This window comes from Rickettsia helvetica (assembly GCF_963970025.1).
Lineage (GTDB): Bacteria > Pseudomonadota > Alphaproteobacteria > Rickettsiales > Rickettsiaceae > Rickettsia > Rickettsia helvetica.
Map to the genome: position 1 here is coordinate 581406 of NZ_OZ018776.1, position 23132 is coordinate 604537.

The window sequence follows — 23132 nt, forward strand, 5'->3', positions numbered from 1 at the left end:
GAATATGCAGAGTAACTTATTAAAAGTTTTAGGAGTACTCGCTATAGTAGCAACGTTAGTTTGCTTTATTTTTGCAGCACTTGGTATGATAGGAGCAGTAAAAGTCGGTGACGGCTGCTACATGAGATATGCTCCGGACGGTAAAGGAGGGGCGGATTCAATAACCGGTACTATAACCCTTAATGCTAATGCTAATTATGTAAACACTTCTAAGATATTGCCCGACGGTACAACTCAGCTTATTCCTGATCCTACTCGTTATGGTGAATGGTTAAATACTCAGGTGCTAGTAGAAAACAGCCAACCGGTGAATTTACAAGTGGTCGGTCAGATTAGTTTGTGTTTAGCTTATATACCAAAAGATAATTTACAACGTACAGGGACTGGATCTAATTTAGACGATAACGGTAAAATGATTCCGATCCCTCGTGTCACCGATGCAAATAATCCGCCTGTCTCTCTAATAATGGATGCAAAAAATAATGAATGGCGTAATATTGCCGAATTATACGCCAATGATAGAGTTTTAGTTTCCATATCTCCTAATTTTGCCAGTACGGATGCGACAGTTAAGGATGCTTTTAAAGATGCTGAGGTTACGAAAGATTGCTCACAAGGCAAAACTTCTTATGAGCCGATTTGCGGGAAATATTCTATTTATTTAGGTCAATATGTTAATGCTTGCGAACTGAAGCAAAATTATTGGCAAGGTAATAAGCATCGGGAAAAATGTTATTGTGTTTTTAAATGTATTCATCAAGAAGATGTTGCTCAGTGGGTATGTGATTCTGCTAATGCTGTGTCTCATTGTTGCCTTGGTTTTATATGTGACTCCTTACCTGCTTGGATAAATCACTATGGCACAATGCCGGAAGCTTATAAAGATGACGGTAGTTTTACCTTTAGTTGGTCAGATAATTCAGGTAATTTATTTATTGATTATTCAAATCTTCAATGCTCTAATAATGCTAATATTCCTCCAAACGGTAAATGTCCTGATAGTGTCGAGAATCGTAGTCCTAAAGATAAAGATTATATTGGAGGTGTAAATTGTACTTCGGGAATATGTAACGATGGAGATTTTCAAAAGAATCGGAGATTTTGGTATACGGCGGACGGTAAAGGAGGCAAAGGACCAACCGGATTAATATATCAAATGAATAACGCGGGTTCTGTAAGTCAAGCTTTGCCTTCTAAGCTAGAATTTGCTCAGTTTGTTGCAGATGCAGATCAACCGCCTGAATATAAAGATAAAGACGATAAATATATATATAAGGTTATATATAATATACCTTTTAACAGCAATATTGAAAAAAGTTATTTACAATATAGGCTTTGGTCTCCCACCTCACAAGATGCTAGTAAGAATACGGGAGGATATGTTCTAAATATTAAACAGACTAAATGTTATAGAGAGAACGGTAATAGTTTTAACGATACTTTTGATGATCGGGGACGAGTGCAATACATAATAGTAAAGGCTTCAGAAAACCCGAATACTAGCGGTAAAACCTATTCACCTCAAGGAATTAACGTTGATAGCGACGGTAAATATAATTTTAACGCAAACGAAGCGGGTTATATATGGATGAGAATTCTAAATGATCCTAATAATAATTTAAAGGATTATAAAGATAGTGAAGGTAGCTATAAAGTATATTTCTCAACATCCTTAAAAGTAGGAAGTTTTACTATTAAAGTAATGAATCCGTTACTTCAATCATTTAAAACTAAAGTGCAAGGGGCTGCTACTTCTATTTTTAAAAATATGGTATGTTATAAAGCTAGTGATAGCTCGTCCTGTACTAACTTTTTTACCTATATTAAAGCAATTTTAATTCTGTATGTGATGACTTACGGAGCAATGTTCTTGCTTGGTTTTGCTAAGATAAACCAAAAAGAGCTAGTAATTAGAATAGCAAAAATCGGAGTAGTTAGCGGACTTATGAACGGTAATACTTTTGAATTTTTCAATAACTATCTTTTTGATGCAATTACCAATTTTTCAGACGCAATTATTGCTAATATGAGCGGATATAGCTTATTTACTTCTATTGATCCTAATAGTAATATTTCTAATCCTTTTATGTTTTTAGATGCAGTAATGAGTAAAATATTTTTTAGTCAAACATTTATCGCTCAATTACTTGCACTTCTTTCACTTGGGCTTAGCGGTATTATATATTTTATAATTACTTTTGTTGCACTTGGTATAGTAATTATTACGGCACTTAGAGCTATTGCCGTTTATATTATGGCATTTATGGCAACTTGTATATTAATAGGTATAGCCCCTTTATTTATTAGTTTCTTATTATTTGATTTTACTAGGTATTTATTTGATAATTGGGTGAGGTTTACGATCCGCTATATGATAGAACCGGTAGTTATGATGGCAGGTATTATAGTGCTAACACAGCTATTTACCATTTATCTAGATTTTGTTTTAGGTTATAGTGTTTGTTGGAAATGTACTTTACCGATAAAAATTCCGTTTATCGGTACTATTTTACCTATTGCATTGCTGAATGTACCTATCTTCTGTATTAATTGGTTTGCCCCTTGGGGAATGGATTATATGTCGGGTATGATGGGAGTAAATATGCAAAATATCGTAGCTCTAGTTATTATTGCTTACGGTATGTACGGTTATGTCGAATTTTCAGGACGTATGGTAGCAAAATTAACTAGTGCTACTGGGCCTTCGGCTACTGAAATTGGTGGTAAAATGTCTCATGATGCAGGACAAAAAGCATTAAGTCCAATAGGAATGGATGATAAAACAAGACAAGGTATTACCGGCAGAGCGGAAGCACGGTTAAAACAACGCAATAAGACATTAGATCAGGCTGAGAAAAATAGGACAAATATGTCAAAAGAAGGGGGTGAGAAGACAAATGAAGAACCGCCTAAACCTGAAACACCGAAATAATATAATATGATGAAAATTCTTAAGAGTTTAGTTTTATTAGTTTTATTTATGGCGATGCCAGCTAAAGCTGTTGATACTTTTTCATGGATGTCAACCGGTTTTGGTGGGTTAAAAAGCTTATTCGGTTGTTTAGAAGTGCCTGAATTTACAAGTTTTCAAGAGGGTAATATAGGAATTAGTTTATCTACAGCTGGAACTTGGCAATCAACAGGTAATGCTGTTGAGAAAGGTAAATTGTTAAAAATAAACTGGTCTACTTCAGGTATTACTCCTGCACCTAGAAAATATCTAGTATTATATAGAATTGATCCAAGGTTTAGTACACCGCAAGTTTTCATTAAAACTTATAATTATTCTAAATTACAATTTGAAGCTTTAGGATTTCCTCGTTTTGTTACGGACAATAACAGTGAAACACCGGGGGCCATACCGCCTGATAAAGACCTTGATGCACTTTCATTTACTAAAATGTTTGATTCTGTTAGGTATTTTAACTATTCTAACGGTAATTCGAGAATTCAAGTTAATGCCGGCGATGTAGTAAATATTAGTTTAGTTGGTAAAGATAATTTTTTTAGCCCTAATACTCCAAAACTTCCTAATACCGTAGATAATATTTTAACACAGGAACTTGATAGTTCAATATTCGCTGCTTCTGCACTTTATACTCAAAGTAACCTTGGTAACTTTGATAATAGAATAATTTACTCGTCTGCAGAGCAGGTATGTAATCTTATAGATGCCTCAAGAGATCCTGAAAAATCAAGCGGATGTAGCGGTACTGGCTCAGCTACAAAATATAAAAGTATAAATAACGGAGTATTAGTCGGTAAGCCTATGATGATTGGAGCGGTACAGAATTTCATGGGTTTAATTAATTCTTGTCCTGCTAATGCCGGTATAAATACTAGCCCCACTTGCTATTACGATCAAGGTAGAGGAATGATAATTAAAGTAGGCGGGCAGGTTATTAAGGGACGAGATCAGAGTTTTGTAAATTCAGGCAGTACCCAAAGTAGTTTTATATATTATCAAGCAACTAGCGGCGGTACTATGGATTTTACTAGCGATTGGCAAGTTAGTAACATGTTTAGTAATTCAGTTTTAATGAGTGATTGGAGCCAAAATTTTTCAAATTATGCTAGTTTTGTAGATTATATAAATAAGAATGATTGGTCAGCTAATTTTTTATATTTTGGTCGTTATTCGATGATTGTTGAAATAGGTAATGGGGCAAATTCAATTAGTCCGGGTGATCAACAAAATATAAAGTTAGAATATTTAATAACATCAGATGGTACGTTACCTGATCCATCTGTTCGTGGTACGCTGGTAGATTATAACTTTGCGACTGATGCACCGCAAGATGGATATTTATGGTTAAGGGTGGTAAATCCTAATAGTAATATACAAGGGATAGTTAGTGTAAATTATGCTAATTATACCGGTACAACTTGGTTTTCTGATATAATATATAACGGTGCTATTAAACCTATTACCGATCAGTTTAGAACTTTTAGTCAAAACTTTTATATTAAGTTAGTTAAAAATTCTGCAGTGCAGAATATAGCTAAAGCTGCATTAACCCTTTATATTACTATATTTGGGCTCATGTTCGTTGCAGGAGCATTAAAATTAACTGCCGTAGAAGTAATAACACGTATATGCAAAATAGCTATAGTAGCTTTTTTAATTAGAGAAGAAAGTTGGAGCTTCTTTAATACATACTTCTTTAGTGCATTTACTGACGGTATTGATTTCTTTGTAGCTAACGTAGTAGGTGCTACAAGCTCTAGATCTAATATTTTTGGTTTTATTGATCCTATATTTAATAAATATACTAACGGTAGGATTTGGGGATTACTATTTATTGAATTATTACAAATACATAATGGTTTAGCATTTATCGCTATTATAACCATTTATTCACTTATCACTTATTTTAGAGCTATTTTAGAAGTTATAATAGGCTATGTTATTGCATTCATAGGGGTAACCGTTATGATTTCATTAGCACCGTTTTTCATAATATTAATGTTATTTGAAAAAACTAAGAGTTTATTTGATAATTGGATATCGACATTGCTTAGCTATGTAGTGCAGCCGACAATATTATTGATTTTCTTTTTATTGATAGATCAGGTTTTATCTGAGCAGCTTTTAAAAGTAGTAGTTAGAGCCTGTTGGGATACTCTTATACCAATAAAAATAGGGCTTGATTTAACAAATCTTGGTATTCCGATTAATTTCTCTTTTACGTTACCGTTCTTACCCGGAATACCTTTCTATGTACCGGATGTTCCGGAAATTAGTAGCTCGAATATTCTAACGAACAACGCTAATACTTTCTTAGTATTATTTACTACGGCTTTATTATTTTATTCATATTGTTTGATGTCATATGGCTTAGTAACTTTTGTAAATATAGTAGTCGGAATGCTTACAAATGTTACACCGGCACGAATATCAGGAAATTATCAAGAACGTTCTGATCCTGTGGGAGCTGTTATGCAGGATATAGGTTCGGTAACAAAACCGATTAAAAAGGCTGCAATGGCTCCGGCCAGAGTTTTCAAAGACAAGATAATTGATCAAAATTATAAAGCTAGAAAACCGGAAGGAGGTGGTGAATTTACAAATAAATTCCTTGCCGAGCGTAATGATGTGAAGAAAGAGAAAGGAGAGAGGAAGTAACTAAATTATTTTAGTGTCATCCCGCGACTTGATCGCAGGATCTCAGGACACAATTTATGAGATTAAAACATTTTATAGATCCTGCGATCAAGTCGCGGGATGACAAGTCGATTCAAAATGAACAAAAATATTTTTATTACATTATTAATATCGCTATTGCTGCTTTCCGGTTGTACCGGCGATACTTGTATTGATCCTGATGATTTCGGTTTTATCAAATTCAATGTTTCTTCTAGATATGATCCGAAAGAAACTACTTCAAGACAGGAAGGTGATCAGGTAGCACCATGGCGTGATAGTGCTTATAAAGTAAACGGTTATCCTTTAACCGTTATGGTAAAACCATGGAGTTATATACTTGGCGATAAAAATACTTCAGGTCAGTTATCTGCATGGTGTCCATGGTATGGTCAAAAAAATAACACAACTACTTTGGCTGCTTTTTGCGTTAAGCTACAACCGTGTACTTTTTGGGATAATGCTAGGCTTGATATGTGTACTCCTAATCCCGCAAATCAAAATGATGCAATGATTAGTAATGCTCCATGTATAATGACAGACGGTGTCGGGCTTTATTTTCTTATTGCTGATAAAAATTATCCCGATCCCAATATTTCACCAGATTCACAGCGTAAACCGCGAGGTATAACTCAGCATTTAGGAGAGCTTACTTCGAGTGTAGGCTATGAATTTTATAGTATTAATAGTACAGGACAATTCTTGAAAGCCGGCGGTATAAATTATCAATATAAAGGTGAAGATAAGTCAAAATATGCTCAATCTCCTCTTTATTTTAAGATTATAGATAAATTTTATGATGATAATAGCGGGCAATATAGATTAGTAATAAAGTCCGGAGTTACTGATACTAGACCCGATCCGCTACAATTTTTAACGGATTTAATAAAAGGAGTATTATTTGGTAACGATGGGATCATAAAGAAAACTTATCAACAAATAATTGATACGCCGGGTTATAGGATGAGTGTCTCGGCTATTTTAACTCTATATATAATGTTTACGGGCTTTTCCTTTTTAATAGGTAATATAAACCTTACTCATGTCGAACTTATAGTTAGAATATTAAAAGTTAGTATAGTCTCAATATTATTAAGTACGGATAAAGCTTGGACATTTTTTCATGATTATTTATTCGTATTTTTTATTGATGGGGTTCAGCAAATACTGCAAATAATTAATGAAGCTTCGGCTACTGGTCCCGGTTCTCAAAGCTTGCTTGGGTTACTTATTTCTCCTCAAACTTTATCTAAATTATTTTCTTTACTATTTGTTGATTGGCTTGGTTTTATATATATCATTCTATATTTAATAGCTCTGTATTTTATTTTCTTTCTTATATTTAAAGCTACTATTATCTATCTAACCGCTCTTATAACTATCGGTATGATTATAATTATGGGACCAATATTTATTTGTTTCATGTTGTTTAATATAACTCGTTCGTTATTTGAGAATTGGTTAAGACAATTAATATCATACGCATTACAGCCTATGATTTTATTTGCCGGTATCGCTTTTATTTCAATGATCATCAGAACCGAAATATATTCAACGCTTGGTTTTGCGGTATGTAAACATGATTTTCCTAATTTAGGTCCGATAAATGAAATATTCGGTAGTTTTCTTGAGGATATAGATCCAAGCCTTGGTAATTCAATATTTTATTGGTGGTTCCCCGTACCGATGAAAGGCGGTATAAATAATTTCCACAAAGCAAATATATTAGTTCCTGAAGATCATATAATAGTAGATGATTCTTGTAAGAATGACCCTGATACATGTAAGTATTGTGCTGCGTATGAGTGTATAGATGAACGCTATATTGAATTACCGTTTTTAGATTTAGTTAAAGATGCAAAAAGAATTAGTAATTTTATAAACGGGAAATTTATCCAACTTGACGGGATATTACTAATTTTTGTGTCTATTTATTTGCTAAGTAAATTTAACGATACTGCTATATCGACGGCACAATTTATTGCCGGTACTTCAGGTAATTTAACAGACATACAAAAAGTTAATCAGCAATCTTATGAATCTGCAGCGAAGCAAATGAATAGACCGCTAAGTTATGTGGCTAAGACGGTAAGTGCACCTGTAACTACCCGTGTAAGTGCGAAGTTAGAAGAAACTAGTATGTTCTTTGCTAAAGGATTTGAAGGTATAATGATGGGAAGGCTTGAAAAGCAAGCTCTCGGTTCTTCAGCAAACAAAGCCGTACAAAATGAGGTTAAGAGAAAATACGGTATAGATTCTAAAGATGTAAAGATGGATGCTATTACGGATTATGAAAACGGTATTTCAGGATTATTAAAGAATTTACCTAAAGGGAATGAATTAAAAGCAAAAGAACTATCGCAAATGAAATTTACTCAGCTTCGAGATAAAATTGCTGCAAATAAATATGGAGTGAAAGATTACGCCGCTTTAAGTAAAGAACAAAAAACAGAGCTTGATAAGTCATTAAAAGATGCTAACTTACGTGAACTCGCTAGCGATGCGAACTTTACTAGAGATTATCAAGATGCTTATAAATATGCTCACCAAGAAATGTCAGGGCGAGGTATTGGTCTTTTCAGTAAGAATATAGGAGTGCTTAGAGGCTGGCAAGAGATGGAGCATCGTGTTGATACAAAACGTAAATTAAAAGAAGAAAGGCGTGTAGGTATAGGCGAAAAAATATATGCAGGTTATACAGGAATAAAAAGAGAAGCTTTAACTGCAATAGTCGGTAAAGATTTACGCGATGCTTATGAGGGTAATCTAACCAGTGCCGAATGGCATGATTTTGAATATAACGATCCAAGACTTAGAACTTATAGCGAAAAATTAAAAGATGAAGAAAAAGCACGGGAACGTGAAGAACTCCAAATGCATATTAATAAGGAGACGCTAGCTGCTCAGGCAGATATATTATCACCGGAATATCTAGCAAGACTTGAGAATGCAGGTAGACAGAGTGATGTAGAATATTATCAAGAATTAGCTCAAAGAAAGCTCATTCATGAGGTGCGTAGTAAGTTATCCGAAGAGGGTGAGCCGGTAATGATGGGTGATAGATTTATGCGTGAGAAAGCTACTGATTCTCAGATGCGGGATATGATAGATAACGCTCATCGAAAATATGCAGAATTTATAGATGGAGATCGATATACTCGTCGCCAAGAGCATTATGATATTATGCACGAGAAAGCCCAGGAAAATTTAGAACAAACTTATAAAGAGCTTAAAGATCATTTCAAAAGAGATGATATCAAGATCGAAGAAATGCCGGCATTAATAGCACAAAAAGTTAAAGATACTGCCGAAGGAGCTGAAATAGACCAAAAGATTATGGAAGAGCTTAATAACTTTAATGCTGATGTTAAAAATTATGAATATAGTACTGAAGTGTTAAATAAAATAGAGGATAGAAAGCAAGCTATTACCGATGAAGTAAATGCTCAGATCGATCAGATTAATAAATATAGAGAAAATGCCAAAATGGAAAAATATGTGAGACCAATAGTAAATGAAGGCAGAAAACTAAGAAAATTAGAAGATCATTTGAGCAGTATGAAGTAGTATAACTAATAGTTGTTTTTTAAACAATTGCAGTATATAGAATATGTAAAAACAAAAATGTTTATGAACGATCAAACTAAAAATGATTCTGAAGAACTCAAACATTTATTATCAGATAAAAGCTTTAAACCACAAAAAAGTTGGGAAGAAGTCTTTAAAGAACTAAGCTTAAACCCTACTAATGATTTTTTTCCTGAAGGAAGAAAGGATTTGCCTCTACAAGAATGAAACTGGGAATTATTTAAATAATCTATAAGATTATTTATAGTAAAAACGAAGCTATTTATTTAAGAGGAATGAAATGAAAAGAAATAATGAAATTATAATTCGTATAAGTGAACACCCAGAAAGAGAAGCAATAGAATATATAAAAGGATATAATTTTACAAAAGCAAACACCATATTAAAACATTTGGGGTTAACAGCTTTAAACGAGGACACATTAAAAATTTTTGATAAATCTTCTCAAGATATTACAGAGCAAGACAAAAAAGATATAAAGTCATTTAAATATCACCTTGATGATGCAATTTGTACTTTGTATGGAGTAGGCAATATATATCTTATAGGTGAGCTAAAACTAGAAGAGCTGTCTAAAACAATAACTGATTTAGATTATCATAATTAGTAATTATATGGATCGCCATGCTCATTTTAGTCGCAGCTTTATTGTATGGCTTCTATGTCATTCCCGCGTAGGCGGGAATCCAGAAAAAAGCGAAATTATTTGAGCTGTTAATTTTAAAAATTTAGTGTGTTTGTACTTTTTCGTAACTGGATTCCCGCTTTTGCGGGAATGATAATAAGGTCTTTTTAAGAACTACGCAATAACGTCTTGCAAGAATGGTTTAAACTTACACTGTTGTGTTAATAGCGCTTAAGAAATTCCCACTAAAAACAATAATTAGTTTTTCCTTGATTAATCAACTTATATATTATCCAATTAAGTTAGTGATTAATTTATTCAGGGGTTTATGAAGAAACAACATATAATAAATGAGACTTTTTTAGATGCAATTCTAGCTAAGAAATTAGGCACTACTTATACTCCTCCAAAAGAAATCAACGATCCTGACTTTGATTAAGCAGCAAAGCATTTCATCGATCTATTGCTTAGAGCCGACGGCTTTAAGCCTGTTAAAACTGCAGTAGTTCATCTGATCGATAAAGAATCATTACTCGGTGCGGTTAGAGCGGCACAACTTGATGTAATAAAACCGATTCTTATAGGACTGCAACATAAAATTGAATCAGTAGCAAAAGTTAATAATGTTGATCTTGAGGATTATCAAGTAATTAACGTTGAGCATAGCCACGAAGCAGCTAAAAAAAGCCGTAGAACTTGCAAAGAAAAGAGAAGTTGCGGCTATTATGAAAGGGTCGCTTCATACTGATGAGCTTATGTCTGCGGTGGTTCATAAGGAGAATGGACTACGTACCGAACGCCGTATAAGCCATGCTTTCTTAGTGGCAGTTGCGACGTTCCCAAAGCCTTTTATTATTACCGATGCTGCTATTAATATTCGTCCTACTCTAGAAGATAAGCGTGATATAGTGCAGAATGCTATTGATTTAATGCATATGATCAAAGAAGACAAACAAGTTAGAGTTGCGGTATTATCGGCAGTTGAGACGGTAACCTCTGCAATCCCTACAACCCTTGATGCTGCCGCTTTATCGAACATGGCAGATCGAGGACAAATCACGAATGCTATAGTTGACGGACCGCTTGCGTTTGATAATGCTATATCTTTATTTGCTGCAGAAGCAAAGGGCATTAGCTCTTCAGTTTCAGGAAATGCCGATATATTAGTAGTACCCGATCTTGAATCAGGCAATATGCTTGCAAAGCAGCTGAAATATTTGGGTCAAGCAGTTATGGCAGGTATCGTTCTTGGAGCCCGTGTGCCTATTATTTTAACAAGTAGAGCCGATCCTATAGATATGTGTGTTATTTCCTGTATACTTGCTTCATTTATTTATAATCACACTAAGGCGAAGCTACATGTCCAAGCAGGTAAATAATGAAAAATGTTATTTTAATAGCTAATGCCAGCTCATCTAGTTTAAAAATTTCTATTTTTGAAATTCAGAATAAAAAAGTTAAAGATAAAATTTATAATATTTTTTTAGAAAAAAACGACAATAAAATAGTATTCCATATCAATAAAAATCGTGAATCTACTGCAGATATTAATAGTGATGCTGTTAAGGGAATGATTGATCTTTTTGAAGATTGGTGGAAAAAACAAGAGAATCTCAATTTAATTGCAACCGGTCACCGTATTGTCCATGGCGGGAAAAATTTTAATAAACCGGTTATTGTTAACGAAAAAGTTAGTGAAGATTTAAGAGCATTAATACCTCTAAGTCCCTTGCATCAACCTTATAATTTGCAGGTACTGGATTTATTTCTTCAAAAATATAAAGAAATCTCGCATATAGCATGTTTTGATACGTCGTTTCATTTTACCAATCCGCCTATTACAAAAGCTTGCGGTTTACCAAAAAAATATTATGATAAAGGGATAATTCGTGACGGTTTTCATGGGTTATCATATAAATATGTTAGCAGCCATTTTAAAGAAATGACAAAGGAAGATTTACCTACAAAGACTATTATAGCTCACTTAGGAAGTGGTAGTAGTCTATGTGCTATTAAAAACGGTCTCAGTCTAACAAGTTCCATGGGCTTTAGCGTACTTGACGGTGTTATGATGGGTACAAGGACAGGTAACCTTGATTCCGGAGTAGTATATGATAAATTAGGTAATACTACAAAAGCACTAAAATATTATGAAGAAGCCTTAAATATGTTTCAAGAATTACATCAAGGTAATCACCCTGATATTGCTGACTCTCTTAATAATATTGGTTTGGTTTATGGACAATTAGGCGATATCTCTCAAGGACTGAAATATAAAGAAGAAGCCCTGAAAGCTTATGTTGAACATTGTTTAGCAGAAATTCAGATATCTAAAAATCAAGAAATACTTGAAAACTTCCGATATGAAGATTCTTTAGCAAGATTACAATTATATGGTAATTATAATTATGATAACAATGATACGTATATCTTTGAACAACCAGTATATTATTTAGGTCAAAACTACGCGCATTCGCCAATGCTTATCCCTTGTTATTAACTTTAAAATGCCTAATAGCGAATTATGCAATAATTCGCTATTAAATTAGAAATACAGAATATAGAAAGTGAAAGATGACTTTTTTCTTTTATACAAATAAATTATATTAATATCTTATATTATTAAAATCTTCATAACAAGACTTTATATCCTGCTTGATTAATAATTTCACTTGTTCAAAAGAGATATTTTTTACCAGCTTACGTATAAAATTTTTCAAATATATACTTATTTTTTGGTTATATAAATCTTTATAAAAACCGAATATATGAGCTTCTAGAACAGTAGGTCTTTCTGTACTATAATAACACATAGCGTTAAATCGCTTACTTTTAACAACTACATTACAACTATATACTCCTTCACCAATACTATATGGAATTATAGAAATAATTATTCTAAAATTCATTTTTATTATACATTTTCTTCATCAAGCTTTACAGCTGCTTTACGCATTTTATCCATAAAGTAACCGGTTCCGGCAGGTACTAATCGTCCAACTATCACGTTTTCTTTTAGTCCTCGTAACTTATCTACTTTACCGGCAATAGCTGCTTCAGTTAAAACTCTAGTAGTCTCTTGGAATGATGCCGCAGAGATAAACGATCTAGTTTGCAGAGAAGCTTTAGTAATACCTTGTAATATTAACTGTGCTTCAGCAGGTTTTAAACCATTTTTAATAGCCTTCTCATTTATCTCATTGAATTCATGTCTATCTATTTTTTCACCTGCTAATAACGTGGTTCCACCTGAATCCATGACCTCTACTTTTTGTAACATCTGACGGATAATAACTTCTATGTGCTTATCATCAATCTTTACACCTTGTAGACGATAAACGGCTTGAACCTCCTTAACAATATAATTTGCAAGAACCTCTACACCCATTACTTTTAAAATATCTTGGAGTACCGGATTACCGTCAATCAATAAATCACCTTTTTTAACAAAGTCACCTTCGTTAACTACAACATGCTTACCTTTCGGCACCATATACTCAATAGACATTGTTTCATCAATCGGATGTATAATAATACGTCTTTTAGATTTATGGTCTTTACCGAATTCTACTCTACCGTCAACCTCGGCAATAACTGCGTGATCTTTAGGACGTCTTGCTTCTACAAGTTCGGCAACTCTCGGTAAACCACCGGTAATATCTTTAGTAGTGGTTGATTCTTTCGGTATACGTGCAATGATATCACCTACCGATATTTGTATTCCGTCTTCTACGCTTAAAACTGCTCCAACCGGCAAGTAATATCTAGCTTCTAAACCGTTCGATAAGGTTATAACTTCACCTTTAGCATCTAAAAGCTGTATACGCGGACGTAATTCTGCACCGCGTGAATATTGCTTTGATTCAATAATAACTTTACTCGGTATTCCGGTAGCTTCGTCAGTTACGTCACGAATAGAAACACCCTCAACCATATCTTTGAATAAAACTTTACCTGACTTCTCCGTGATAATCGGTATAGTATAAGGATCCCACTCTGCTAGTTTTTGAGTTTTAATAACCATATCACCATCATCAACAAGTAATCTAGTACCGTATGGAATTTTATGACGAGCCTTTTCATTACCGTTATTATCAAGCAATAATAATTCACAATTTCGGCTCATAACAATTTTACGTTCTTCGGAATTAATAATAACGTTACGGCTTATAATTTTCACTTTTGCGTCATAGGAAGCTTCTACGGAAGAAACCTCAGCACCTTTTGTTGCCGCTCCTCCGATATGGAAAGTTCTCATTGTAAGCTGTGTACCCGGTTCACCGATAGATTGAGCAGCAATAACCCCAATTGCTTCACCCTCCGATACTAATGTACCGGTAGCAAGATCCCTACCGTAACATATGCTACATATACCGGTAGTACTTTCACAGGTTAATACGGATTTTATCATAATTCTGTCGAGTCCCGCCGACTCAATCTGCTCTAACTTTGCTTCATTAATAAGCTCGCCTTTATTGAGAATTAGATCATTAGTTACCGGATGAAATATATCGATAGCAGCAGTACGACCTAAAATCTTTTCAGCTAAAGGTACTATAACTTCTCCGCCTTCAATAACACTCTTAACTTCAATTCCTTTATCAGTTCCACAATCTTTTTCAGTAATAATACAATCTTGTGCAACATCTACTAATTTTCTTGTTAAGTAACCTGAGCTTGCCGTTTTTAAAGCCGTATCTATTTGCCCTTTACGCATTCCGTTAGCAGAATTAAAACACTCAAATTCAGTTAATCCTTCCTTAAAGTTAGAGATAATAGGAGTTTGTATAATTTGACCGTTTGATTTGGTCATTAAACCTCGCATACCGCCTAGCTGTTTAATTTGCTGGAAAGAACCTCTTGCTCCGGAAATAGCCATCATATATATAGCATTTATTTTCTGATGATTTGGATCATCATTAATCGGCGGCATAGCAATCTCTTTCATCATGTCGTTTGCTACTCTATCGGTACATCTTGACCAAGCATCAACTACTTTATTATATTTTTCTCCGTAAGTAATTAAACCATTTGAATATTGTTGTTCAAATTCTTTTATTTCAAGCTGAGTTTCATTGATATGAGTACTCTTAGATTCCGGTACTACCATATCGTCCATTCCAAAAGAAATACCTGAAGAACAAGCATATTTAAAACCTAGTTTCATTAGCTGATCGGCAAAAATTATCGTAGCTTTTTGACCGCAGTGACGATAAACTAAATCTATAACTAATGATATGTCTTTTTTAGTTAGTTGTTTATTAATAAACTTGAATTCTATATTAGGATTAGAAGGCAATAACTCACCGACCATTAACCTACCGTAAGTAGTATCAATGATAACAGGGACCATTTTACCTTCGGCATTTAACTGATTTCTGCGATATTTTATCTTTGTATGAATAGTTATAAATTTATTATATAAAGCATGTTCCATCTCAGCTAAATCTGAGAACATCATCCCTTCGCCTACTTCATTATCAAATGCAAGGGTTAGATAATATAAACCAAGCACTATATCTTTATCCGGTACAATAATAGGACGACCGTTTGCAGGGCTTAAGATATTATTTGTAGACATCATAAATACCCTAGCTTCAAGCTGTGCTTCAATCGATAACGGGATATGTACCGCCATCTGATCACCGTCAAAATCCGCATTGAACGCAGCACAAACAAGCGGATGAAGCTGGATCGCTTTACCTTCGATTAATAGCGGTTCAAATGCTTGAATACCAAGCCTATGTAACGTCGGAGCTCTATTCAGTAGAACCGGATGCTCTCTAATTACCTCTTCAAGCACGTCCCAAACTTCAGGTTTTTCAGCTTCTACCATTCTTTTAGCGGCTTTAATAGTTGTAGCGATGCCGTACAACTCAAGCTTAGAATAAATAAACGGCTTAAATAGCTCCAGAGCCATTTTTTTAGGTAAGCCACACTGGTGAAGTTTAAGCTCAGGTCCTACCACGATAACCGAACGTCCTGAGTAATCAACCCTCTTACCTAGCAAGTTCTGACGGAAACGCCCCTGTTTACCTTTAAGCATATCACTTAATGACTTAAATGGACGCTTATTAGCATTTTTCGCTGCTCTACCACGACGACCGTTATCAAATAACGCATCCACCGCTTCTTGTAACATTCTTTTTTCGTTTCTGACTATTATATCAGGAGCTTTTGACTCTATTAATTTCTTTAAACGATTATTTCTATTAATTACTCTTCTATAAAGTTCATTTAAGTCCGAAGTAGCAAATCTTCCGCCGTCAAGCATAACAAGCGGTCTAATTTCAGGAGGAATAACTGGCAAAACATCTATAATCATCCATTCCGGTTTGTTTTCCGACTCTAAAAAATCCTCTACTAATTTTAAACGCTTTACTAATTTTTTCTTTTTGACTTCTGAAGAAGTGGTTTGTAATTCCTCATATAATTCTTGCTTTAATTTTGAAAAATCAAGCTCTTTAAGCATTTGTTGTATTACTTCTGCACCTATAGAGGCAGTAAATGCATCTTCACCGTACTTATCTTTTGCTTTCTGTAATTCTTCCTCTGTTAAGAGTTCGCCTTTTTGTAAAATCGATAACCCTGGGTCAACTACTACATAATTTTCAAAATAAAGAATCTTTTCTACATCTCGCATTGTCATATCAAGAAGCGTACTAATTCTTGAAGGCAGTGACTTTAAAAACCAAATATGAGCAACGGGAGCTGCAAGCTCTATATGCCCCATTCTTTCACGCCTTACTCTAGAAACCGTAACTTCAACACCGCATTTCTCACACGTAATTCCACGGTTTTTCATTCGCTTATATTTACCGCAGAGACATTCGTAATCTTTTACCGGACCAAAAATTCTTGCACAAAATAAACCGTCTTTCTCAGGTTTAAAAGTTCGATAGTTAATTGTTTCAGGTTTTGTTACTTCACCGAAAGACCACGAACGTACTTGATCGGGACTTGCTATATTAATCCTTATCTGATCAAATTGTTGAGTATTACTTAATTGTCCGTAAAAATTTACTACGCTCATAAATACTTTTCCTTAAAAATTACTCGTACTCTAAAATGTCACCCCGTGGCTTTACCACGGCATAACACATTTAACTCGAAGTCACTTCAAGCTTTACGTTAAGACATAAAGATCTAAATTCTTTTATCATAACATTAAATGATTCAGGAATGCCTGATTCAAAATTATTTTCACCGCGTACTATAGAATCATAAGTTTTGATCCTACCGTTTACGTCATCCGACTTAACCGTTAACATTTCCTGTAACGTATAAGCTGCACCGTAAGCTTGTAATGCCCAGCATTCCATTTCCCCGAAACGCTGTCCGCCGAAATGAGACTTACCTCCAAGCGGTTGCTGCGTTACTAAGCTATAAGGCCCTATAGAACGGGAGTGAATTTTATTATCGACTAAATGATGCAATTTCAGCAAATATTTCTGTCCGACGGTTACTAGACGATCAAAATATTCACCAGTTCTACCGTCAATTAATTTTACTTGTCCTGAAGGATCTTGACCGGCAAGCTTTAGCATATCTTTAACGTCCTGAACTTTTGCTCCGTCAAATACAGGCGTTGCAAAATGTACGCCTTTACTTACTTCCTTACAAAAAGAGATAATCTCTTCTGCTGGTCTTTCAAGTATAGAATTAATATTTTCTCCATACAGTTCAATTAAGAATTTCTTAATCTGCTCAATACCTATATGTTTATTTTTATATTCCTTTACTAAGGTAGATATTTTTTTTGCTAAATTTATTGATGCCCACCCAAGATGCGTTTCTAAAATCTGTCCTATATTCATACGGGACGGAAGACCTAGAGGGTTAAGAACGATATCTACCACAGTTCCATCTTCTAAAAACGGCATATCCTCTTCAGGTACGATACGTGAAATAACACCTTTATTGCCGTGTCTTCCTGCCATCTTATCACCGGGCTGTAATTTATGCTTAGTTGCAATAAATACTTTTACTACTTTTAAAGCTCCCTGAGGTAAATCATCACCGCTTTGCAATTTCTCTACCTTAGTAGCAAATCTTTTATCAAGAGCCTCTTTTTTCTCATCATAATGAGTCTTTATCTGCTCTATTTCATTCATTATATTTGCATCTTCCACGGTAAACTGCCAAAACTGCCCTTTAGATAAACCTTTTAGCATTTCAGTAGTAATAGTTTGTCCTGCTTTTACTTGCTTAGGACCGTTAATAATCACCTGCCCTACTAAAAGCTTTTCAAGCCAACTAAACACAAAATGCTCAATAATTTCTAATTCATCGTCTCTATCTTTTGCTAATTTTTCAATTTGTTGTTTTGCAATAGCAATAGCTCGCTGGTCTTTTTCTACACCTCTACGAGAAAATACCCTTACTTCTACTACAGTTCCACTAACTCCGGAAGGTACATGCAGCGATGAATCTTTCACATCAAAAGCTTTTTCTCCGAAAATAGCACGCAATAATTTTTCTTCCGGAGTAATAGGCGACTCGCTTTTCGGCGTTACTTTTCCGACTAAAATATCACCGGCTTTTACTTCCGCACCTACATAAATTATTCCGACCTCATCAAGATGATGCAACGCTTCTTCACTTACATTCGGTATATCCCGGGTAATTTCTTCAGGACCAAGGCGTGTATCTCTAGCTATTACTTCAAACTCTTCAATATGAATAGATGTAAATACATCCTCTTTTACTATACGTTCGGATATTAAAATTGAATCTTCAAAATTATAACCGTTCCAAGGTAAGAAAGCCACAAGCACGTTTCTACCTAAAGCAATTTCACCGTTATCCGTACTAGGACCGTCAGCTATAATATCGTTTTTCTTAACATAATGACCAACCTTAACTAAAGGCTTTTGATTTATACAAGTATTATGATTGGATTTTTGGAATTTTAGTAAGTTATAAATATCAACCGAAGGAGAACCGTCAACTTTTTGTTCTAGAGTTCTAATCACGATTCTATTTGAATCTACCTGCTCAACAATACCGTCATGTAATGCAAGCACTGACGCTCCGGAATCTTTAGCTACCACCCCTTCAACTCCGGTACCTACAAAAGGTGCATCCGTTTTAATTAAAGGAACGGCTTGTCTTTGCATGTTTGAACCCATCAAAGCACGGTTAGCATCATCGTTTTCTAAGAAAGGTATAAGAGAAGCCGCAACCGACACTACCTGCATAGGCGTTACATCAATGAAATCCACCTCATGAGGTTCTACCATTACAAAATTTCCACCCTCAACACGGCAATTAATAAACTCTCCTTGCAACTTTCCGTCTTTATCAACTTTAGAATTTGCTTGTCCGATTTTGTATTTACCTTCTTCAATAGCAGAAAGATATACCACTTCATCGGTTACACGCCCATCTTTAACTCTTCTATACGGACTCTCTATAAAACCGTGTTTATTTATCCTGGCATAAGTAGCCATAGAGTTAATTAACCCGATATTCTGACCTTCAGGTGTTTCAATAGGACAAATACGACCGTAATGAGTTGGATGTACGTCACGCACCTCAAAACCTGCTCGATCTCGGCTAAGACCTCCAGGACCGAGTGCCGACAGCCTTCTTTTATGAGTTATTTCCGATAATGGATTTGTTTGATCCATAAATTGGGATAATTGGGAGGTACTAAAAAATTCTTTTACTACCGAAACTAAAATTTTAGAATTTACTAAATCATGAGGCATTACGGTATCAACATCACCTGCCGACATCCTTTCAATTACAGATTTTTCCATTCGGACTAAACCTATTCTAAATTGATTTTCTATCAATTCACCTACCGATCTAACCCTTCTATTACCTAAATGATCAATATCGTCTATGATACCTTTACTGTCTTTAAGCTCTACTAAAACTCTTACGATATTTTTAATATCATCAATTGTTAAAACCGTAACTTCTTCAGAAATATTCAGTTCTAACCTAGAATTCATTTTTATTCGCCCGACTTCTGAAAGATCATATCTTTCCACATCAAAGAATAAATTATAAAATAAGCTTTCGGCTGCTTCAATATTAGCAGGTTCGCCTGGTCTTAGAACTCTGAAAATGTCACATAATGCTGCCTCACGGTCCTGATTTTTATCGGCAAATAAGGTATTTCTTATATATGGACCGGATTGAGGACTGATTACTAATATGTTAACATTTTTAATTTTAAGATCATTAATAACATTTAGCATATCAGCAGTAATCATTTCACCGATTTTTGCCAATACTTCATCGCTTGCAGGATCTCTTAAATCTTCAGATAGATATTTGCCGATTAAAGTTTCATGAGCTACTAAAATATTATTAAGCCCTTCTCCAAAATATTTTTTAGCCAAACGCGGGGTAATTTTTTGTCCTGCTTTCAGTAACACATTTCCGGTATCTGCATCTACTAAATCACTTGTTAAACGATGAGCAGTAATATGCTGAGGTATAAATTTAACCGCCCAACCTTTATTTTTAACAAGCTTATAAGTTACTGAATTATAATAAAATTTTATAATTTCTTCAGTACTCATACCTATAGCTCTAAGCAAAGTAGTAGCATAAAGCTTTCTTTTTCTATCAATCCTGAAATAAATAACATCCTTAGCGTCGAATTCTAAATCAAGCCAAGACCCTCTATATGGAATAACACGAGCAGAATATAAAAGCTTGCCGGAAGAGTGAATTTTTCCTTCATCATGATAAAAGAATACGCCAGGTGAGCGATGCATTTGTGATACAACTACTCTTTCCGTACCGTTGATAATAAAAGTACCATTTTTAGTCATTAATGGGATATCACCCATATATACTTCTTGCTCTTTAATTCCTTTAATTTCTCTAGTACCGGTATCCTCATCTATATCCCAAATACTTAATCTTAAAGTAACTTTAAGAGGAGCAGCATAACTTAAACTTCTTTGACTGCACTCTTCTACATCATATTTTGGAGTATCGAATTCATATTTTACAAATTCTAAATTAGCAATATTGGAGGAATCTGAAATAGGAAAAATTGAGTTTAATATAGATTGTAAACCTTTATTTTTTCTTTCAGAATCTTTAATATTTAACTGTAGAAAGTTTTTTTCATATGAATTTTTTTGAATTGCAATCAAATTCGGTATATCTGCTACTAAATTTATGTGACCGAAATTTTTTCTTATTCTTCTATTATGTGACAAGGGTTGTGCTTCTATATTATCCCTTAATGAAACCATATAATCTCCTGACTGATAAAATGACTGCCCGTATTGAAGTGATTAGGTTCTGTATATAAAATTTAAATTATTTATATTTTAAACAATAAAGTTTTTATTGGAATAGATACCTATTTCGATAAAATGCTTATAATTTGCAGTAAAAAACTAAAATATACTGTTTTAAATTTTTTTACATAGAACTTAAATTAAAGAAACCTAGTAAGTTTCTTATTTAGATCTTGTGTAGGCTCTGCGAACATTTCTAAAAAGATTTGATTTTGGTTATTTGTTTGTTGCAAAAAATTATAAGATTTTTTTAAAATAAGAGCATTTCTTCAAAAATCTTATTAATTTTCACTAAAAATCAATTATAAATGTTCACAGAACCTAGAAAATTTCAATAATTTAAATTTCTAGACGTATGGTATGTTATAGTAAATTAACTTGAATTAGGGATAATTTCTACATCATCTTTTAATTTTTTAAGAACATATTTCATATCGTAAATGGATTAGTATTAGAGGTATTCGCTATTCCCTTAAAAAAATAAAATATTTTCTATAAATCATCCCTAATTCAAGTTAATTTACTATGGCACTGTTAACAAAATAATTTTAAAGCTAATTAAATAATTTTTAAACAAAAAAGCCTTATTCAAATTTAATTACTAAAATAAGGCTTTTTAGATTTTAAGAAGTTAATTTAAAGCTATAAAATATTTCACCTGTAATGCAAAAAACATTAGGTCCTGTAAAGGAAAATTAATCTATATTTAGTTGTTTTTGATTGAAAATTATAAGATTTTTTTTGGAATAAAAATAACTGTTCCAGCAAGAATCTTATTACTTTTTACTTAAAAATATCTAAAAATACGAATAATTTAACTTTTCTTTATAGAACCTAGTGTAGAAATAATTATTTTAATTCAACTTTTGCTCCAGCAGCTTCTAACTTACCTTTGATTTCTTCTGCTTCCGCTTTTTTCACATTGCTTTTAATCGGCTTTGGAGCTTCATCAACTAATTTCTTAGCTTCAATTAAACCAAGACCTGTGATATCTTTTACAACTTTAATTACTTCAACTTTCTTGTCACCGGCAGCTGTTAAAACTACTTCAAACTCAGTTTTTTCAGCAGCTGCTTCAGCCGCAGGAGCTGCAGTGCCGGCAGCTGCTACAGCTACAGGTGCTGCTGCAGATACACCCCATTTTCCTTCTAGCATTTTCACAAGCTCAGCTGCTTGCATTAATGTTAATGATGATAATTGTTCTTCAATTTTAGCTAAATCTGCCATAATTTTTTCCTTTTTACTTTTTTTTATATTGAGAGGTTACTGCACCAGGTATTTTAAAGTTAATTAAATTCTTTTTTGCTGCAAATTATAAGATTTTTTTAAAATAGGAACAATTATTTCGATAAAAATCTTATTAATTTTCACTATAAAAGCTCTTTAATTATCAATTAAAATACCTGGTGCAGTAACCTTTAAGTTAATTTTTACTAGCATGCGCTTGTATTACTCTTGCCATACTCGAAGACGGGGCTTGTAAAACACCTACAACCTTAGTAGCCAGTGCTTGTAATAACCCAACAATTTTACCTCTAAGCTCATTAAGCGAAGGTAGCTTAGAAAGTTCTTTTATTGCATGTTCATCTAATACGTGATTATCGACTATTCCACCAATAATCTTAAGATTATCATTAGCCTTAGCAAAATTAACTACTAATTTTGCCATCTCAACCGGTTCTTTAGAATAAACAATAGCAGTAGGACCCACAAATAAATTAGCAATACTAAGCCCTGCTTGATTTGCAGCTATTTTTGCTAAAGTATTTTTAACTACTTTAAAACCTGCTTCTTTAGATTTCAGTGATTCTCTAAGCGAACTCACTTGACTAACGGTTAACCCGTGATAATGAGTAATAATTACAGATGGCGATTCTTTATAAATATTTATAATATCCTCTACTGCTACCGGTTTTTCTGATCTTAACACCTTTTAATTCTCCTTTTATAACACAGTTTAATATATTTAAACTGATACAAATGCTTAAAATAACAAAACTTT

11 protein-coding genes and 1 pseudogene are annotated in these 23132 nt (G+C 33.8%); 7 read left to right on the forward strand and 5 right to left on the reverse strand.

Annotated elements, in window-relative coordinates; genetic code table 11:
- Positions 1 to 4: 4 nt before the first annotated feature.
- The 7 genes and pseudogenes from AB1146_RS03575 to AB1146_RS03605 all read left to right on the forward strand — a co-directional run bounded on the left by AB1146_RS03575 (position 5) and on the right by AB1146_RS03605 (position 12357).
- Positions 5 to 2932: a type IV secretion system protein gene (locus tag AB1146_RS03575; protein WP_010423961.1), complete on the forward strand. Its 2928-nt coding sequence runs from the start codon at positions 5 to 7 to the stop codon at positions 2930 to 2932.
- Positions 2933 to 2941: 9 nt separating this feature from the next.
- Positions 2942 to 5626: a type IV secretion system protein gene (locus AB1146_RS03580; RefSeq protein WP_010423960.1), complete on the forward strand. Its 2685-nt coding sequence runs from the start codon at positions 2942 to 2944 to the stop codon at positions 5624 to 5626.
- Between the two features lie 117 nt (positions 5627 to 5743).
- A complete protein-coding gene (locus AB1146_RS03585; protein ID WP_010423957.1) occupies positions 5744 to 9211 on the forward strand; it encodes a type IV secretion system protein in 3468 nt (1155 codons plus the stop codon).
- A gap of 63 nt (positions 9212 to 9274) precedes the next feature.
- Positions 9275 to 9439, forward strand: coding sequence for a hypothetical protein (locus AB1146_RS03590; RefSeq protein WP_172616100.1), 165 nt, complete (start codon positions 9275 to 9277; stop codon positions 9437 to 9439).
- A 73-nt stretch (positions 9440 to 9512) separates the two neighbouring features.
- Positions 9513 to 9839, forward strand: coding sequence for a hypothetical protein (locus AB1146_RS03595; protein ID WP_010423953.1), 327 nt, complete (start codon positions 9513 to 9515; stop codon positions 9837 to 9839).
- Between the two features lie 346 nt (positions 9840 to 10185).
- A pseudogene (locus tag AB1146_RS03600) lies at positions 10186 to 11236 on the forward strand (phosphate acetyltransferase).
- Positions 11236 to 12357, forward strand: coding sequence for a tetratricopeptide repeat protein (locus tag AB1146_RS03605; protein ID WP_010423950.1), 1122 nt, complete (start codon positions 11236 to 11238; stop codon positions 12355 to 12357). The pseudogene AB1146_RS03600 and the gene AB1146_RS03605 overlap by 1 nt, the downstream one beginning before the upstream one ends.
- Before the next feature lie 106 nt (positions 12358 to 12463).
- Here AB1146_RS03605 and AB1146_RS03610 read toward each other — a convergent pair whose 3' ends face one another.
- From AB1146_RS03610 to rplJ, 5 genes are all read right to left on the reverse strand, one after another.
- The gene (locus tag AB1146_RS03610) at positions 12464 to 12766 is read right to left on the reverse strand and encodes a riboflavin kinase (RefSeq protein WP_010423947.1); all 303 of its coding nucleotides are present in this window, start codon (positions 12764 to 12766) and stop codon (positions 12464 to 12466) included.
- Positions 12767 to 12771: 5 nt separating this feature from the next.
- On the reverse strand, positions 12772 to 16890 hold the full coding sequence (gene rpoC, locus AB1146_RS03615; protein WP_010423945.1) for a DNA-directed RNA polymerase subunit beta': 4119 nt from the start codon (positions 16888 to 16890) through the stop codon (positions 12772 to 12774).
- Positions 16891 to 16960: 70 nt separating this feature from the next.
- Entirely contained in the window at positions 16961 to 21082 is a 4122-nt protein-coding gene (rpoB, locus tag AB1146_RS03620; protein WP_010423943.1) for a DNA-directed RNA polymerase subunit beta, read from the reverse strand.
- A gap of 897 nt (positions 21083 to 21979) precedes the next feature.
- On the reverse strand, positions 21980 to 22357 hold the full coding sequence (rplL, locus tag AB1146_RS03625; protein WP_010423940.1) for a 50S ribosomal protein L7/L12: 378 nt from the start codon (positions 22355 to 22357) through the stop codon (positions 21980 to 21982).
- Positions 22358 to 22553: 196 nt separating this feature from the next.
- Entirely contained in the window at positions 22554 to 23060 is a 507-nt protein-coding gene (gene rplJ / locus AB1146_RS03630; RefSeq protein ID WP_010423938.1) for a 50S ribosomal protein L10, read from the reverse strand.
- Positions 23061 to 23132 lie beyond the last annotated feature (72 nt).